The organism is Streptomyces sp. NPDC002580 (assembly GCF_042889485.1).
Taxonomy (GTDB): domain Bacteria; phylum Actinomycetota; class Actinomycetes; order Streptomycetales; family Streptomycetaceae; genus Streptomyces.
Window position 1 is genome coordinate 136,546 of the sequence record NZ_JBIAQZ010000014.1, and the last position, 14,336, is coordinate 150,881.

Sequence of the window (14,336 nt, forward strand, 5' to 3'; positions counted from 1 at the left end):
GAATGTTCGAAAAACTTCTGTCCGCGCCGCTTGTCACTGATGTCGCGCCCTCCTTGGACTTGGTCGCTTTTCCCTGCGCCGGATCGGGCTCCGCCGGTCTGCGGGGCTGGCGGGAGATCCTGCCGACTGACTGGCGTTTCACCATCGCCTGCCTGCCGGGACGCGAGACCAGCTACGGACAGCCCTTCGCGCGGGACATGGCCCGCCTGGCCGACGACATCGCGCAGGATCTGCGGGGCCGTCGCGCGCAGGACCCCGACCTCCCCCTGGTGCTGTTCGGCCACAGCATGGGCGGCCTGCTGGCACAGCTCGTGGCGCACCGCGTCCCGACCGATGCCCTCGTGGTGGCCGCCTGCCCGCCGCCCGGCCGACGCGACGCCCAGGACGACGGCAGGCTCCTGGACCACGACGAGCTGCGGCGCGAAGTGGCGGGGGTGCTCCAGGCAGTGTCGCCGATCGAGCCGGGCCTGCTGGACGAGCTGGTCGAGCTCACCGCCCCCGTCCTGGCCGCCGACATCGAGCTGCTCGCCACCTACCAGGCGCCCACCACCGCCCTGGACTGCGACATCTGGGCGCTGTACGGCGACGGCGACTGCATCGAACCGTTGCCGTGGGCGGACGAGACGACCGCCGTCGCCGAGCGCCGTGTGCTGTCCGGGTCCCATTTCTTTGTCCAGGAGTCGCCGCAGGCCGTCGTCGCCGAGCTGCGTCGCTGCCTGACACCGGTCCGGAAGGGGAAGGCATGACCGCCCCGGTGCTGCTGGTGTTCGACTACCCCGGCCGGCGCCCGGAAGCACGCGTCTCCGACCTGCGCCTGGAGAACGACGGGTACGACGTGCGTCAGCTCATGTGCCCTCCGCTGCCGAGGGAGGCCTCCGCGGCGGCGTACGCGGAGCATGCCCTCGCCACGGCCGGGGTCCCGGCCGTGGCCGTGCACGCGGTGCTGGCGTACTGCATGGCTGCTCCGCTCGCACAGGAGGCCGCAGCAATCACGGGCTGCCCGCGGCTGCTGCTGTTCGACGGGGAGCCGTCCACCCCCAAGGCCGTCGAGACGGAGTACCGCGGACTGCTGACCTCGGTGGGCGCGCCGTCGGCCCTTCCGCCCTGGTGGAGCGGCGAGCTGATCGAGGAGCGTTCGGACGCCTTCTTGACGTACTCGGAACGCCATCTGACCGAGTCGGTCCGCCGCTCGCTGGTGGATCAGGAGGACCCCGACAGCGCCGGCGACGACGAGGCCTTCGCCCCCCTGGTGGGCAGCTTCCTGGACTGGCTGGCCTACCTGGTCGCGGCCCATCGCACCGACCACCCGGCTTGGGGCGGCACGGTCGTCAACGTCCTGTCGCGGCAGCAGCCAGAGGTCCTTGCCTGGCCAGGAGCCCGGACGACCCGGTCGGTCCGGGTCGACACGGCACGCGAGGACCTGTTGACCGGCACCATCACCCGCCGCCTCGTTCTGGAGGCTCTGGACACCCCGCGCCGAGACGGGCACGGAATCAGCGAGGAAGGAGCGCAATGACGCACAGTAAGCCGTCGCAGCCGACCACTGCCACGCTCACCGAGATGTGGGCGGCCGCCGTTGCCCGGCAGCCCGGGGCACCGGCCGTACGAGACGACCGGGAGGCCCTCAGCTATGCCGAGCTCGACGCCTACTCCGACGCCGTCGCCCACGCCCTGACCGAGGCCGGAATAGGGCCGGAGGACCGTGTCGCGCTCAGCCTCGGCCGTGGGGTCGGTGTCTTCGCCGCGCTCCTGGGTGTGCTCAAGGCGGGCGGCGCCTACGTCGCCATCGATCCGCGTTACCCTGCCGCGCGCCGCGACATGATGATCGAGGACAGTGGTGCCTCCCTGGTTCTTGCCGACCCCGAGTGGCTCGCCGACGTACCGGCCGAACGCGTGCTGCCCCTGCCGGAGTTCGACAGGGCAGCCGCGGTCACGCGCCCGGATGTCCGGGTGCGCCCCCACAACGCGGCGTGCGTGCTGTTCACCTCCGGATCCTCGGGCCGACCCAAGGCGACGGTCCTGGAGCACCGAAGCGTCGTCGGATTCGCCCGCAACAGCGCGCTGCCAGAGCTGACCGGACAGGACCGCGTGGGGCAGATATCGAGCCTGTCCTTCGACGCCTTCCACTTCGAGACCTGGTGTTCCCTGGCCCAGGGCGCCGAAATCGTCGTCCTGCCGGCCCTGTCTGACCTGCTCGCCTCCGACCTGCAGCGCACACTGCGGCGGCTGCGCATCACCGCGATGCTCGTTCCCACCATGGCGGTCAACCACGTGGTCCGTGAGGACCGCGACGCGTTCGCGCCGCTGCGGATCCTGCACACCGGCGGCGACGCAATCCTCGCCGACACCTGCCGTGACCTGCTCGCCGGGGACTTCGCCGGCCGGCTCTTCAACCTCTACGGGCCCACCGAGGCCACCACCGCGTGTTCCGCCTTCGAGGTGCGTGACCTGCCCTCCGACGCCGACAGCGTGCCCATCGGACAGGCGGTGGACGGCGCTCATCTGTACCTGCTCGACGAGGAGTTGCGGCTGGTCGACGAGGGCGAGGTCGGTCAGCTGTTCGTCGGTGGGTACGGCGTGGCCCGGGGCTACTTCGGCGACCCGGCGCTGACCGCGGAGAAGTTCCTGCCCGACCCCTTCCGGGCCGACGGCACCCGCATGTACGCCACCGGTGACCTGGTGCGCCAACAGCCCGACGGACAGCTGGACTTCGTCGGGCGTGCCGACCACCAGGTCAAGATCCGCGGTTACCGGGTCGAGCCCGGGGAGGTCGAGCGCCTGCTGTCCCGGCATCCGCAAGTGCGCGAAGCGGCGGTCCTCCCGGTCGGCCGGGACCAGGATCGTGCCCTGGTCGCCTTCGTCGTCCGGCGCGGACCCCTGCAGCCCGAGGAGATACGGGAGTTCACCAAGCTGACGCTGCCGGACCACATGGTCCCCAGCAAGATCCTGGTCGTCCCGAAGATCCCGGCCACCGACAACGGCAAACGCGACCGCGCAGCCCTCCTCGGCATCCTCGAGTCCGACGAGGCCCGGGCCCGCTCCTACGAGGCGCCGTCCACACAGAGCGAGCGGATCCTGGCGGGCATCTGGTCCGAACTGCTGGCGGTGGAGCAGGTGGGGGCGAACGACGACTTCTTCGCCCTCGGCGGCAACTCCATGCTCGCCTTCCGCGTCCGGCAGAGGGTCAAGCGCGAGACGGGCGCCGCTCTGGACTTCCGCGAGATCCTGGAGAAGCCGGCGCTCCGCGACATCGCCCTCTCGCTGGAGCCCCAGCTGCGGGCGGCGGTGTGACGATGTCCGCCACCACAGTCATCGACCTGACCGACGTCGGCCTGTTCGCCGCGAACCGGCACCATGAGACCTTCCGTCACCTGCGCGCACACGCGCCGGTGTACCGGAACCCCCTGCCGGACGGCACCGGGTTCTGGGCGCTGACCCGCTATGACGACGTGCTGACCGCCTATCGCGATCACGAAACCTTCAGCTCCGCGCACGGCGCGATCCTCGGCGGCTCCTTCCGCGCCAGCGGCGACACGGCCTCCGGTGACATGCTCGTCGCCTCCGACCCGCCCCGGCACCGGATGCTGCGCCGTGCCATGCACCCCCCGTTCAGCCCCGGCATGGTCGACCGCGTCACGAGCCAGGTCCGCAGCCTGCTGCGCGAGGCCGTCCAGCGGATCCGGCACGAGGGCGGCTGCGACATCGCTCTCGACTTCGCCCCGCTGCTGCCCGCAGGCGCCCTGATGGCACTGTTCGGCGTCGGGCTGGACGACGCCCACCACATCGTGAGCCTCACCCGCAGGATGGTCGGCTACCGCGATCCCGTCTTGTGCGAGCAGACCGGTGACGAGCGGATACGGCTCGCGCATGCCCAGAGCGAGATCTTCGAGTACTTCGCCGACCTGCTCGACGAGCGCCGCGACGACCCGGGGCGGGACGACGTCATCGGCATGCTGCTGCGCGCCGAGCTCAACGGACAGGCCCTGGACGACGCGCAGATCCTCTACAACTGCATGAACATCGCGGTCGGTGGCAACGAGACCTCCTCGTACACCACCTGCACAGGATTCCTCGCGCTGCTGGAGAACCCCGGCGAGTGGCGGCGGCTGCGCGAGGATCCGGCCCTGCTGCCTTCGGCACTGGAGGAGATCCTGCGGTGGAGCTCCACCAACGCCTACGTGCAGCGCGTCGCGCTCCGTGACACCAGGGTCCACGGGGTGGAGATCACCGCCGGAGACATCGTGACCCTGTGGAACGTCTCCGCGAACCGGGACGGCGACCATTTCACCGATCCGGACCGGTTCGACATCACACGCAACCCCAACCGGCACCTTTCCTTCGGCAGCGGTCTGCACCGCTGCATCGGGGCGCCCGCCGGAAACGCGGAGCTGGCCGAGGCGTTCACCGCTCTGATCGGCAGCGGGCTGGAGTTCCGGCTTGCCGGCGACCCGGTCCGGCTGCGCTCCAACTTCATCCTCGGTTTCACGTCGCTGCCCGTCGAGACGGTCGTCTGACGACAGGTCCGCCGTACGTCCGCCCCCGCGTCGTCCACGAGGGCCCACCCCCCAGGGAACACACGTGTCTCAACAACCTTCTCCCCGTCCGCAGGAAGTGCCCCGAGATCCCGTTGCGCTGCGGGACTGGGCGCTGGAGCTGAAGCGGTACGCCGCCGAGAAGCTCCCGGCCTATCTCGTGCCGGACGTCGTCACGGTCCTCGACGACCTGCCGATGACGCCCAACGGAAAGATCGACCGGAAGGCGCTTGCCGCCACCGAGGTGCCGGTCGCCCCCGTGGGGCGGGCTCCGCGGACCACGGCGGAGAAGGAGCTGTGCGCCCTGTTCGCGGAGGTGCTCCAGCTGCCGGGCGTCGGCGTCGACACCGACTTCTTCGCCGTGGGCGGCAACTCGCTGCTGGCGATGCGGCTGGTATGGCGGGTCCGCTCGCGGCTGGGCTACGAGCTCAGTGTGCGCGAGGTGTTCGACGCGCCCACCGTGGCGGCGCTCGCTCCCCGGCTCACGGTCAGCAGCGTGCCCACCCCGTCGCTGGAGCGTCGGGCGGACGACGGGCCGGTGCCCCTCTCCCCGGCCCAGCGACGACTGTGGTTCCTCAACCGGCTGGAGGACGGCACGGCGACCTACAACATCCCGTTGCCGCTACGGCTGCGAGGCAGGCTCGACCACGACGCGCTGTGGGTCGCGCTGGCCGCCCTGGTGGAACGCCACGAAGCCCTGCGCACCGTCTTCCCCGAAACCGCCGGCGAGCCCCGTCAGCTGGTGCTGGGTTCCGACCGGGCCCGGCCCGAGCCCAGCCTGGTCGCACTCGACCCGGAGGAACTGGTCGCCCACCAGAGGGAGTTCGAACACCGGGGCTTCGACCTGCGGGTCGATCCACCGCTGCGGGCACAGCTGATCGCCCTCGGTGAGGAGGAGCACGTACTGCTGCTCGTCATCCACCACATCGCCTGCGACGGGTGGTCCCTGGCCCCGCTCGCCCGGGACCTCGCCGCCGCCTATGCCGCCCACGAACGCGGCGGTACGGCCCAACTGCCCCCGCTCGCGGTGCAGTACCGGGACTTCACCCTCTGGCAGCGTGACGTGCTCGGTTCCGTCGAGGAGCCCGAGAGCCTGATGTCCCGGCAGCTCGCGTTCTGGAGCGAGGCCCTCAAGGGCGTCCCGGATCAGCTCGCTCTCCCCGCCGACCGGCCGCGTCCCGCCCGCGCCGGCCACCAGGGTGCCGTCGTCGACTTCGTCCTCGGCCCCGAACTCACCCGCGCCGTCGACCGGTTCGCGGCCGAGACGGGAGCCAGCGCGTTCATGGTCGTACAGGCCGCGCTCGCCGCCACTCTGACCCGGCTGGGCGCCGGTCACGACATCCCCGTCGGCACCCCTGTAGCCGGACGCGCCGACGAGGCCCTCGACGACATGGTCGGGTTCTTCGCCAACACGCTCGTCCTGCGCACGGACACCTCGGGGGACCCCAGCTTCCGGGAACTGCTGCGCCGGGTACGTGAGTTCGCCTTCCAGGCGTTCTCCCACCAGGACCTGCCCTTCGACGTCCTGGTCGAAGCCCTCAACCCGCGCCGCTCCCCGGCCCATCACCCGCTGTTCCAGGTCATGCTCGTGTTCGAGAACACCGCGGGAGCGCCGGTCCGGCTGCCCGGTATCGAGGTGGCCGAGGAACGTTCCCTGCTCGACGTGGCCCGCTTCGACCTGGTGTTCAACATGACGCCTCCGGCCGTTCCCGGGGAGGGCGCCACGGAGTGCTTCGTGGAGTACTCGACCGACCTGTTCGACCGCGGTACGGCCCAGCGCATCGCCGACTACCTGGTGGCGACCCTGGAGCAGGCCCTGGCCGACCCGGACGGTGCCATCGGGCGGCTCGACATACGCTCCCCGGGAGAACGCGACCAGGTCCGAACGTGGAACAGCACCGGGCGACCGGTCGAAACAGCCTCCCTCCCCCTGCTCTTCGAAGCGCAGGTGGCCCGCACTCCGGACCGCACCGCGGTCGTCCACGAAGCCGAGACGGCGACGTTCGCGCAGCTCAACGCCCGCGCCAATCAGCTCGCCCGGCACCTGACGCGACTCGGCGCCGGACCCGAGCGGATCGTCGCGCTGGCCATGCCCCGCTCCCTCGACATGGTCGTCGCCCTGTGGGCGGTGCTGAAGGCCGGCGCCGCCTACCTGCCGGTGGACCTCGACCACCCGGCCGCCCGCGTCCGGGCCATGCTGGAGGACGCCACCCCGCTGCTGGTGCTGACCACCGTGGACGCCGCCGAGCATCTGCCGGCCGACGTGGCCCCCCTCTGCGTGGACGACCCTGTCCTGCGGGAACGACTCGCAGGGCTGGGCACGGCAAACCTGACCGACGCCGAGCGTCCGGTACCGCTGCGTCCTGAGCACCCCCTGTATGTCATCTACACCTCCGGCTCGACCGGCCGGCCCAAGGGCGTCGTCATGCCGGCGGCCCCGATCGTCAACCTGCTGGCCTGGCATGCCGCTGTCATGCCGGCCGAACCCGACTCGGTCACTGCGCAGTTCGCGTCGCTGAGTTTCGACCCCGCGGCCCAGGAGATCCTCTCCGCGGGCACCGGCGGCAAGACGCTCGCGGTGCCCACCGACGACATCCGGCGGAGCCCCGCCGACCTGGCCCACTGGCTCGACCGGCACCAGGTCACGGAACTGTTCGCCCCCACCGCCCTGATCGAGCTGCTGTGCCAGGAGGCGCTGCGACTGGGCCTGGACCTGCCGAAACTGCGGCATGTGGCCCAGGGCGGCGAGGCTCTGATCCTCAGCGACGCGGTGCGCGCCTTCTTCGACGGAGTCCCCGGCAGGCGTCTGCACAACTACTACGGGCCCACCGAGACCCACGCGGCCACCGGCCACACGGTGGAGCGGCCCGTAGCCGGGCAGCCGTCCCAGGTACCCATCGGTTCGCCCATCTGGAACACCCGGGTCCATCTGGTCGACGAGAACCTGCGCCCGGTGCCGCTGGGTGTGCCCGGCGAGGTCTGCGTCGCGGGTGCGGCAGTGGCCCGCGGCTACCTCGACCGGCCCGTGGAGACGGCGCAGCGGTTCGTACCGGACCCCTACGGCCCGCCGGGCAGCCGTATGTACCGCACCGGTGACCTGGCCCGGTGGCGCTCCGACGGACAGCTGGAGTTCTTGGGCCGCAACGACTTCCAGGTCAAGATCAGGGGCTTCCGGATCGAGCTGGGCGAGGTCGAGGAGGCCCTGCGCGCCGCCCCGGCCGTGGCGCAGGCCGTGGTGACGGCGGGCGGCGCGGAACGGGCGGGGAAGCGCCTGATCGCGTACGTCGTCGCCCGGCCCGGGCAGACACCCGACCCGGCGCGGATCAGGGAGTCCGTCGCCCGGCAGCTGCCCGGCTACATGGTCCCGGCCGCGGTGGTGGTCCTGGACCGGCTGCCCGTCAACCCCAACGGCAAGGTGGACCGGCTCGCACTGCCCGTCCCCGCCGCAGCGGCCGTGCCGGCCGGGCGCCCACCCGCGACCGAGCGCGAGCGGCGGCTGTGCGCGCTCGTCGCCGACCTGTTGGGACTGCCGGTGGTCGGGGTCACCGACAACTTCTTCGAGATCGGCGGGCATTCCCTGCTCGTCACCCGGCTCATCGACGACATCCGCTCGGCGCTCGGCCTGGAACTTCCCGTCCGCGCCTTCTTCGACGAGCCCACCGTCGAAGGTTTGACGCAGCGCCTGACTCCCGTGGCGCGGTCGCGGCCCGCGCTGCGCCGCAGAGCGGACCGCTAGCCACGGCACCGGCCGCTCACGGCTCAGGACACCCATGGCTCAGGCTCCATCGCTTCGACCGATCGCTCACGAAGGGTTTTCGACATGGCAGAACAGCGGTATGCGGCCGCGTCCGCGCAGCAGCGGCTGTGGCTGCTCCAGACCCTGGAGCCGGAGGGGACCGCCTATCACCTGACCGAGGCGTTCCGGGTGACGGGCCCGCTGGACATCGAGGCTCTGGCCCGTGCCACGCGGGAGCTGTGCGACCGGCACGAGGCGCTGCGCACCCGGTTCGAACAGGTCGACGGAACGATTCTCCAGGTCATCGCCGAACCGGGCACCGACGGAGCCGGGCCCGCCTTCCACCACACCCGGTTCGACGCTGCCGCCGGACCCGCCCGCGAAGCAGCACTGGCGCGCTTCCACCGGGCCGTGCTGGACGAACCCTTCGACCTGCGCACGGGGCCTCTGCTGCGGGTGCACGTCGCCGACGCGGACCCGGACGAGCACGTCGTGGCCGTCACCGCGCACCACATCGTGTGCGACGGCTGGTCGATGCGCCTGGCGCTGGACGAACTGGCCGCCCTGTACCGAGGCTTCGTGCTCGGCGAGCCCGCACGGCTGCCCGAGCCGGACCTGCAGTACACGGACTACGCGCTCTGGGAGCGGGAGTGGCTTGACGAGGAGCGCACGGAGGAGTGCCTGCGGTACTGGCGCGCGCAGCTGGCCGACGCTCCCACGGTGCTGTCGCTCCCGGGCGACCGCCCGCGGCGCACCACCGGTTTCCCCGCGTCCGGGGTGCACGAGTTCCCGTTGCCCCAGGATGTCACCGACCGTGTCCGCGAGCTGGCGCGTACCAGCAGGTCCAGTCCGTCCGTCGTGCTGCTGGCAGCCTTCCACGCCTTCTTGGCGCGCATCACGGGCGAGTGCGACGTCCTCGTCGGCCATCCCGTGAGCGGCCGCACCCGGGCGGGTACCGAGTCGCTGGTCGGCATGCTGGTCAACACGCTTCCGCTGCGCGGCGACATGCGCGACGACCCGTCCTTCCAGGAGCTGCTCCAGCGGGTGCGCACGAGCATGCTGGACGGCCAGGAGTACGGGGAGTTGCCGTTCGAGCGCATGGTCGAGGAGGTCAACCCCGACCGGGCCCAGGGCGTCAACCCGCTCGTACAGGTGATGTTCCAGCTGCTGGACGAAAGCTTCACCGGCGGCATCCGGCTCGAGGGCGCCACCGTCCGGCCGCTGCCCGCAGCCCAACCCACCACGTTCTTCGATCTGGCCCTGGACATGTACTGGCGGGGCGGGACACTGCATGCCTCCTTCAATTACAGCCAGGACCTGTTCGACCCGGAGACCGTGGCACGTTTCGCCGACTGCTTCACGGTCCTGCTCGCGGCGGCCACCGAGGCGCCGGACACCCAGGTGTCGGCGCTGACCTTGCTCGGCGAGGCCGAGCGGACCCGGATCCTGCGGGAGCTGGGCTGCGGCCCCCGGGTCGACGTGCCCGCCGGCGCGACGGTCCTGACCGCTCTGGCGGAGCGGATCGCGGAGCAGCCCGACGACGTCGCCGTCACCGACGCGCACCGGCAGCTGACGTACCGGCAGCTGGGCGAGGCGGCCGACGCGGTCGCCGCCGAACTCGCCGCGCGCGGTCTCGCCCGGGGCGACCGGGTGGGCCTCATGGTCACCCGGTCCGCCCTGCTGCCCGTGGGAGTCTTCGGCGTCCTGCGCGCCGGGGCGGTGCTGGTTCCGCTGGATCCCGCCAACCCGCCGGAGCGGCTGCGCGCGATGACCGACGAGGCCGCGCTGCGCCTGGTCGTCACCGACGAGGCCGTCCGCCCACGGGCGGAGCTGCTGGGGCCGTCTCTGCTGGACCTGCACTCGCTCCCGGAACGTTCCGGTGTCACGCTCCCGCCCGCACCCGGACCGGACGACCCGGCCTATGTCGTCTTCACCTCCGGCTCGACCTCGACCCCCAAGGGCGTCCTCGTCCGGCACGGCTCGCTGGCGAACCTCTACCACTCCCACCGCGCCTCGCACTACGCGTCGATGGCGCGCACCGTGCCCGGTCGCAGGCTGCGCGTCGCCTACACCATGTCGGTGGCCTTCGACGCGAGCTGGGACCAGCTGCTGTGGATGGTCGACGGTCACGTGCTCGACGTCGTCGATGACGACACCGCTCGCGACGCCGGGCAGTTGCTCACCGCGATGCGGGAGCGGGAGATCGACCTGCTGGAGGCGACGCCGTCGTTCCTGGAACAGCTTGTTGGGCTGGGGCTGCTCGACGACGACGGGCCCGGACCGCGGCTGTTCGTGCTGGGCGGCGAGGCCATGCGCCCGTCGTTGTGGTCCCGTCTGGCCACCGAGCCGGGGGTGATCGCGGTCAACATGTACGGCCCGACCGAGTTCACCGTGGACGCCCTGGTCGCACCGGTCGAGGGGGACGCGGGGCCGCTGATCGGCCGGCCGCTGGCGAACTGCGCGGTCGCGGTGCTGGACCCGGCCGGACAGCCGGTCCCGGTCGGCGTGGTCGGTGAGATCTGCCTGGCCGGACCACAGCTGGCCGTCGGCTACCTGAACGACCCGGAGCGCACCGCGGACCGGTTCGTGTCCGACCCCTTCTCGGTGGTGCCGGGCGGGCGGCTGTACCGCACCGGCGACCTGGGCCGGCTGCGCGCCGACGGACAGGTGGAGTTCCTCGGAAGGCTCGATGGCCAGCTGAAGATCCGCGGTTACCGGGTCGACCCCGGTGAGGTCGAGTCGGCGCTGCTGGCGCACCCCGGGGTCCGGGACGCGGCCGTGGTCGCCAGGCCGGACGCTTACGGCCATGCCCGCCTGGTCGGGTACGTGGTTCCGCGGGAGGTGGTGGACGTACCGGGGCTGCGCGAGCACGTCGCGCGTCGCCTGCCCGAGTACATGGTCCCGTCCGCCTTGGTGGAACTGGCGGAGATTCCCCGCAATGTCAGTGGCAAGGTCGCGCCCGCCCGGCTTCCCGAGCCCGATGCCTCCTCGCTCGGGGTGGGACAGTATGCGGCCCCGTTGCCCGGCACCGAACTGGACCTCGCGTGCATGTTCGCCGAGGTGCTCGGTCTGGACGCGGTGGGCCGGCACGACGACTTCTTCCGGCTCGGCGGCCACTCGCTCAGCGCCGTCCAGCTCATCTCGCGGATCCGTGCCCGGCTGGGTGTCCGGCTCTCCCTGCGAGCCCTGTTCGAGCAGCCCACCGTGGCCGGGCTCGCCGCGGCGCTGGGTGACGACGACGGACGGGAGCAGCTGATCCCGGCCCTCGGTTCCGGCGAGCGGGCGGTCGCCTCCACCGCGCAGGAACGGTTGTGGTTCCTGCAGCAGGTCGCTCCGCACCGCACCGGCTACAACATGGTCGAGGCGGTGCGCCTGCGCGGCAGGCTGGACGTGCCGGCGCTGGCGCGGGCCGCAGCCGTCATGGTGGAGCGGCACGACGTGCTGCGCAGCCGCTACACGCTGGGTGACCAGCAGCTGCTGGTCATCGTCGACCGGGACTGGGGCCGGGAGACGGCCTGCCTGGACCTGTCGGACCTGCCTGCCGAGGAGGCCTGGCGGCGCGCGGCCGACCACGTCCAGGAGGTCGGCCGTCGCTCCTACGACCTGGAGAAGGGCCCGCTGTTCGAGGCGGCCGTCCTCACGCTGGGCCCCGACGACCACCTGCTGGTGTTCGGCGTGCACCACATCGTGTGCGACGGCTGGTCGGTGAAGGTCGTACTGGCCGAGCTCTCGAACCACTACCGCGACCTGACCGCTCGCCGGGCGGTCGGTCTGCCCGCACCCGACCTGCAGTACCAGGACTTCGCCGCCTGGGAGCGAGGACCCGAGCACGAGGCACGGCTGGCCGCGGACTTGGCCTACTGGCAGGACCAGCTGGCCGGCGCCCCCACCGAACTGGCCCTGCCGTGCGACGGGGAGCGGCCGGAGGTCAATGCCGGGCGGGGCGACACCGTCCGCTTCCAGCTGTCGGCGGAGGTCACCGCCGCGCTGACGGGGCTCGCGCGCCGCCACCGGACCACGCTGTTCACGGCGCTGCTCGCGTCCTTCCACGCGGTCCTGGCGCGCTGGACCGGACAGCGGGACCTGCTGGTGGGCGTACCCGTCGCGGGTCGTACCCGGGCCGAACTGGAGGGACTGATCGGTCTGTTCGTCAACATTCTGCCGATCCGTGCGGACCTGGGCTCGGAACCTGCCTTCGAGGAACTGCTCCAGCAGGTCCGCGACACCACGTTGTCCGGCTACGCCCACCAGGCGGCTCCCTTCGAGCGGATCGTGAAACTCGTCAACCCCAGCCGGGACCTGGGCCTGAACCCCCTGGTCCAGGCGACCTGCCAGCTGTTCGAGGACGACGGCGCCACCGCGCTCCAACTCGACGAAGTCACGGCCGAGTCCGTGCCCCTTGACATTCGGAGCAGCCGTTTCGATCTCTCCCTGGACCTGACACGCGACGGAGCGGGACTGTCCGCGGAGCTGTGCTACGACGCCGACCTGTACCGGAGGTCGACCGTGGCCGAACTGGCCGCCATGTACGAGGCGTTCGTGCGCGAGGTGGCCCGCGACCCCGGGGTCGGCGTGTGGGACGTCCCGCTGCCGGCCGGACAGGAGGCGGAGTACGCGCGGCTGGAGCGGGCACTGCGGGACCACCCCCAGATCCAGGACGTCGTGGTGGTGGCCGGGACACACGCGGACGGCGCCACCCGGCCGGTCGCCCACCTGGTACCCGCGGACGATGTCCGCGCCGACGACTTCGAGGCGTTCATGGACTCCTGGCGCTTCGTGTTCGAGAGCACCTACGTGCCGGACGCGGACGCCACGGCCGACGACGCGCTGCTGGGCTGGACGGACAGCTTCACGGGCAGCACCATCCCGCGGGGTCAGATGGACGAATGGGTCGCCACCACGGTGGACCGGATCCGCGCCCTGCGCCCGCGCCGCCTGCTGGAGGTCGGCGCCGGCACCGGTCTGCTGGTCCGCCCGCTGTGCCAGGAGAGCTGCCTGGAGCGGTACGTCGCCACCGACTACGCGGACGCGGCGGTGGAGATGCTCCGTCGCACCGGAGCCGGACCGGCGGGGTCCGCCGACGGGCCGGCGCTCGTGGTCGCGCAGGCCGAGGCGCTGGAGGCGCTGGAGGCGGCGCCGGGTCCGTACGACACGGTCGTGCTCAACTCGGTCGTTCAGTACTTCCCGTCCCTCGCGTATTTGCGCCGGGTGCTCGAGCGGGCGGTGGCAGGCGTGTCCGAGGGGGGACACGTCTTCGTGGGCGACGTGCGCAACGGCGTACTGCTGGAGGCGTTCCTGAGCCTGCGCGAGCATCTGCGGAAGGGCACGCAGGCCGATCGGCGGCAGGTCGTCGACGCGATCGACCGGGCGTTGCGCACCGACAGCGAACTCAGCGTGGACCCACGGTTCTTCCGGTCGCTGGTCGCCGGCCACGAGCGGGTCACCGCGGTCGAGATCGCACCCCGGCGCGGCGCCGCCGCGAACGAGATGTCCCTGTTCCGCTACGACGTGATCGTGCACGTCGGCTGTGCCGACGAGCCGGCCCGCACCGGCTGGGAGTCCGGTCCGCCGACCGGTCCGGAGGAGATCGAGCGGCGCCTGGCGGACGGCACGAAGGCGTTCGGATACCGGCGTGTCCCCAACGCCCGGCTGACCGAGGCACTGCGGCTGCGCGACGGCTACGGCTTCGCCCCCGCGGGTGCCGCCGGGTCCGGGCGGGCCGGGATACACCCGGAGGAACTGTGGCGGCTGGGCGCACAGCACGGCTGGACGACGCGCATCGGCTGGGGACACGGGGACGCCGAGGGCACGGTCGAGGTCTCCTTCCTGCCACCGGGAGCGCACTCGCACTTCACCCTGAGCGAGCCGTTCACCGCGGATCGCTCCGACGGGTCCGCGGTACAGCCGCCGACCCGCGTGCTGGCCCCGCAACTGGAACGCGCGCTCACCGCCTCGCTCGAACACGAACTGCGGCGCGGCGACCTGCCCGCCGAGCTGATCCCGAGCCGGTTCGTCTACCACGTCGGTCCGCTGGCCCGTCCGTCCCTGCCCGCGTAGTCCCGGAAGGT

6 protein-coding genes are annotated in these 14,336 nt (G+C 71.8%); all 6 read left to right on the forward strand.

All coding sequences use genetic code 11. From position 1 onward, the window contains the following. The first annotated feature begins 2 nt into the window (after positions 1-2). The 6 genes from ACFYW7_RS34340 (at position 3) to ACFYW7_RS34365 (ending at position 14,325) form a co-directional block, all read left to right on the forward strand. Positions 3-746 carry a thioesterase II family protein gene (locus ACFYW7_RS34340; protein ID WP_389509692.1) on the forward strand — a complete coding sequence of 248 codons (744 nt, stop codon included), beginning with the start codon at positions 3-5 and terminating at the stop codon, positions 744-746. Beyond that, positions 743-1,516, forward strand: coding sequence for a hypothetical protein (locus ACFYW7_RS34345; RefSeq protein ID WP_389509694.1), 774 nt, complete (start codon positions 743-745; stop codon positions 1,514-1,516). Before ACFYW7_RS34340 ends, ACFYW7_RS34345 begins: the two co-directional genes overlap by 4 nt. After that, positions 1,513-3,291 (forward strand): non-ribosomal peptide synthetase, encoded by a 1,779-nt coding sequence (locus ACFYW7_RS34350; protein ID WP_389509696.1) that lies wholly within the window; start codon positions 1,513-1,515, stop codon positions 3,289-3,291. Before ACFYW7_RS34345 ends, ACFYW7_RS34350 begins: the two co-directional genes overlap by 4 nt. Before the next feature lie 2 nt (positions 3,292-3,293). Beyond that, positions 3,294-4,514 carry a cytochrome P450 gene (locus ACFYW7_RS34355; protein WP_389509698.1) on the forward strand — a complete coding sequence of 407 codons (1,221 nt, stop codon included), beginning with the start codon at positions 3,294-3,296 and terminating at the stop codon, positions 4,512-4,514. A gap of 64 nt (positions 4,515-4,578) precedes the next feature. Beyond that, entirely contained in the window at positions 4,579-8,268 is a 3,690-nt protein-coding gene (locus tag ACFYW7_RS34360; protein WP_389509700.1) for an amino acid adenylation domain-containing protein, read from the forward strand. Between the two features lie 84 nt (positions 8,269-8,352). Further along, positions 8,353-14,325, forward strand: coding sequence for an amino acid adenylation domain-containing protein (locus tag ACFYW7_RS34365; protein ID WP_389509702.1), 5,973 nt, complete (start codon positions 8,353-8,355; stop codon positions 14,323-14,325). Positions 14,326-14,336: the final 11 nt, after the last annotated feature.

Excerpts from the sequence above, each read along its gene's own strand:
- ACFYW7_RS34340 (WP_389509692.1), top strand. The coding sequence starts at position 3 with ATGTTCGAAAAACTTCTGTCCGCGCCGCTTGTCACTGATGTCGCGCCC.
- ACFYW7_RS34355 (WP_389509698.1), top strand. The coding sequence starts at position 3,294 with ATGTCCGCCACCACAGTCATCGACCTGACCGACGTCGGCCTGTTCGCC.
- ACFYW7_RS34350 (WP_389509696.1), top strand. The coding sequence starts at position 1,513 with ATGACGCACAGTAAGCCGTCGCAGCCGACCACTGCCACGCTCACCGAG.
- ACFYW7_RS34365 (WP_389509702.1), top strand. The coding sequence starts at position 8,353 with ATGGCAGAACAGCGGTATGCGGCCGCGTCCGCGCAGCAGCGGCTGTGG.
- ACFYW7_RS34345 (WP_389509694.1), top strand. The coding sequence starts at position 743 with ATGACCGCCCCGGTGCTGCTGGTGTTCGACTACCCCGGCCGGCGCCCG.